This window comes from Fodinibius sp. (genome assembly GCF_041642155.1).
GTDB lineage: Bacteria > Bacteroidota > Rhodothermia > Balneolales > Balneolaceae > Fodinibius.
Window position 1 is genome coordinate 1 of sequence record NZ_JBEPWZ010000301.1, and the last position, 3,596, is coordinate 3,596.

The following is a 3,596-nucleotide window of genomic DNA, read 5'->3' on the forward strand; positions in this document are numbered from 1 at the left end:
ATCCGAAACCTTTTCAACCAAGCTGCTGGGCGCCCACAACGTCCGGAACATGCTGCTGGCGATCGGCGTAGCGCGGTCTCTCGGGATGCGCCTGACCACGATGGCGATGGCCGCCGCCCGCATGGAGCCGGTAGAGCACCGGCTGGAGCTGAAACAGCAGGGGGGACTTACCGTCATCGACGATGCCTTTAATTCCAATCCCACGGGCGCCAAAAATGCCGTGGATATTCTTTCCCGGTTTGACAGCGGCAGGCGCATCATCATCACCCCGGGCATGATTGAACTGGGTGATATACAGGAGGAAAAAAACCGGTCGTTCGGCCGGCAGATAGGTGAGGCAAACCTGGATCTGGTCATCCTCGTGGGCGAAAAGCAAACCGAACCCATCCGGGAAGGCATCCGGTCCAGCGGCTTTGATTCCGATAACGTCCGGACGGTTCGAAGTCTCTCCGAAGCCAACCGCCTGATGCAGGAGTTCGCTCAGCCGGGGGACGTCGTTCTCTACGAAAATGACCTTCCCGACAGTTTTGATGAGTAGCCCGTCCTGGGCCTGGAATAATCGTCCCGACTTGAAAAAAACACTATATTTACTGATATACCCATAGACTTTAATTTTTCGGACCCGGTATTATGATCTTTTTTCCCAAGAACATTGTTTCAGAAGAACAGCAAGGGCTCTTCCTGTCTATCCTTGCTCTCATCCTTCTTTTAATGGTACCAATATCAGGCCACGCCCAGACCGACAGCGTTCTGGTGAGCAAGCTTGAAACATATAATATAGAAACCGGCCAGCGCAAGGTTGTCTACCGCACCAGGAACCACATAGAAGCCCCCAACTGGTCGCCCGACGGAAGCTATTTCCTTTTCAACAGTGAAGGCAAACTGTATACCCTTCCAGTAGGCGGTGGAGAACCCGATCAGCTTGATACCGGTTTTGCCACCAACTGCAATAACGATCACGGCTTCTCCCCCGATGGGCAGTGGCTGGCTGTAAGCCATTCACCTGAAGGCGAGGGATCCAAAATCTATGTCCTTCCGGCTGAGGGCGGGACACCCCGCTTGGTCACTCCCCGGGCGCCGTCGTACTGGCACGGATGGTCGCCCGACGGAAGCACCCTGGTCTATCCAGCCCAGCGCAACGGTGAATTTGATCTTTATGCCATTCCTGTTGAAGGAGGAGAAGAAACCAGGCTGACCACTGCTCCCGGCCTTGATGATGGTGCGGAATATACACCGGACGGCAAGTGGATCTATTTCAATTCTGTACGGTCCGGCGTTATGAAAATCTACCGCATGCATCCCGATGGTTCAGAGATTCAGCAATTGACCTCCAACGAAGAATATGGCGACTGGTTTCCCCATGTCTCACCAGATGGAGAAAAGGTGGTCTTTCTTTCCTATGATGCCGATGTTGAAGGCCATCCGCCCTTTAAAGAGGTGGTGCTGCGTCTGATGCCTCTGGATGGGGGGACCCCTGAAGTTGTCGTAGAGCTCTTCGGGGGACAGGGAACCATCAATGTACCTTCATGGTCGCCAGACAGCAAACGTTTTGCTTTTGTCAGTTACGAGTTTGTCTCTCCATAATTCAACCCCAGACAATGAGCGGGCTACCGTAGACTTGTAATCCAGCTCCCTGTTTCCTTGTCAGCTTTGCTATCACTTTTTGATGATTAACGAAACAGGCCTGGAAAGCCCTCTCCGGCCAGGCACTCACGACGGCTTTACACATTACTGCCTGCATCTGCACTTAACTTTTCAGCGGTACCCGCAGCCCGCTACTGACGGGCTTACGCATGGCGGCAGCCCCGGTAACACTGGTTCCAATACAAGCTATTTTTTCATCGCCTTTTCTATGTCAGCCCGCTCTTTGGGGACATCCGTCAGGTTTTCGTGGCCGTCGTCGGTAATAATAAGATTATCCTCAATACGCACGCCTCCGAAGTCCATCAGCTCCTGCAGCCTGGATGCATTCAGGAATTGAGAGAGGGTGTCGTCTTCGAGGGCCGGCTTCAGCAAGGCCGGCACAAAATAAAGTCCCGGTTCGATCGTCAGCACCATGCCGGGCTGCAGCGTGCGCCGCATGCGCAGGTATTTAATACCCGGCCGCTCGATGCGCTCCACCCCCTGCGGGTACCCTCCCACATCATGGGTATCGAGTCCCAGGAAATGTCCCAGCCCATGGGGGAAAAACAGCGCAAAGACATCTTTTTTCATCAGGTCATCGAGGGTACCCGAGACAATACCGGCGTCCTTGAGTCCCTGCATCATCACGCGCGCCGCCATAACATGCAGGTCTTCCATCTTGACATCGGGCTTCGCGGCCTCAATAACCTGTTTCTGGGCGTCAAGCACCGCCTCGTACACGGTCGACTGGATGGAGGTAAACGACCCGCTGGCGGGATAGGTACGCGTGAAATCAGAAGCGTATCCATTGCGCTCAAAGCCGGCATCGATTAAAAACAGATCCCCGTCCTCAATCTTGTAGTTATTTTCCACATAATGAAGGATGGCGCTGTTTTTACCTCCCGCAAAAATACCGTTATAGGCATCCTGCATTAACCCGTTGTGGATCTGGTGATAGTCAAAAACGGCCTTCAGCTCATATTCGAACTTGCCGGGCTCCAACGCCTCCAGGACAGCACGGTGAGCAATATTATTGACGCGTGCCGCCTCCCTCAACTGGTCCAGCTCCCAGTCCGTCTTGAAGACGCGACAGTGCGTGATCGCTTCCGGAAGTGCGTCCAGGTCGATGGGGGTCTTGCGGTCAAACTCTTCGATAAACTCAGCCTGGACCTCATCCACGCAGTAAATGGTGTCGGGATCCAGCTCTTTGAGCACCTGCGGCAGCTTGCCCTCGTAGTGCAGGTGATCGGGCTGGTACTGCTCCTGGTATTGCTCCCTGCTTTTGATCCGTCCGTGCCAGACGGCGTATTGCGCATCGCGATTGGGGGTAAACAGGTGATACTCCTGCTTTTCCAAATCCAATATCAGGTGAAAGTCAGGTTCATTTACACCGGTCAGGTACCAGAAGTTGGACTCCTGCCGGAAGGGAAACTCGTAATCGGTCTCATACCGATACATGAGCTCGGCCCCCTTCATATAAACGATGGCGTTATCTTCTTCATCAAACAGTGAAAACAGCTTGTCGCGGTGTAAATGATGCATATTTATTTATCTATTTACCATGGGATTTATGAAACTGAGTCCGGAAGTTACGAGAAAATTGGCATCCGCAAAACTATGCTCCCATTGTTCTATTATCACGGGAACCCGGGACAACGAAAAAACATAAAAATATCCCCGGTCGCGATAAATACCTGCCCTTATCCCCGATCCAGGGGTGAAAACCCGAAACAGCCAGAACCTCTTGCCCTGGTTCTTTATCGCAAACAAGGGTTACGCTGCGTATTCCCCAAAAATATTTTGTGCCTGTTTTATGAGAGATGATCTGCCTGTGTCGGGGGACCGGTCGATGAACCCCGCAGCATCGATCAGTTCAACCCCGGCCTCCGAATAAATGGTACTGTTTTTGGCCTTCCCGTCAAAAAGAAGGTCGAGGTTGACCTCCAGCACCGCCCTGTTTTGGTTGTCCTCGT

Annotated in this window: 4 protein-coding genes; 2 read left to right on the forward strand and 2 right to left on the reverse strand. The window is 52.9% G+C overall.

The window, feature by feature from the left end; genetic code table 11:
• Both ACESLU_RS13025 and ACESLU_RS13030 read left to right on the forward strand, forming a co-directional pair.
• On the forward strand, positions 1–538 hold a 538-nt coding region (locus tag ACESLU_RS13025; protein ID WP_372639065.1), incomplete at its 5' end, for a glutamate ligase domain-containing protein.
• 92 nt (positions 539–630) lie between these two features.
• Positions 631–1,584, forward strand: coding sequence for a TolB family protein (locus ACESLU_RS13030; RefSeq protein WP_372639066.1), 954 nt, complete (start codon positions 631–633; stop codon positions 1,582–1,584).
• 246 nt (positions 1,585–1,830) lie between these two features.
• Here ACESLU_RS13030 and ACESLU_RS13035 read toward each other — a convergent pair whose 3' ends face one another.
• Both ACESLU_RS13035 and ACESLU_RS13040 read right to left on the reverse strand, forming a co-directional pair.
• Complete coding sequence (locus tag ACESLU_RS13035; protein ID WP_372639068.1) at positions 1,831–3,165, reverse strand: aminopeptidase P family protein; 1,335 nt, start codon at positions 3,163–3,165, stop codon at positions 1,831–1,833.
• A gap of 231 nt (positions 3,166–3,396) precedes the next feature.
• On the reverse strand, positions 3,397–3,596 hold a 200-nt coding region (locus ACESLU_RS13040; protein WP_372639069.1), incomplete at its 5' end, for a hypothetical protein.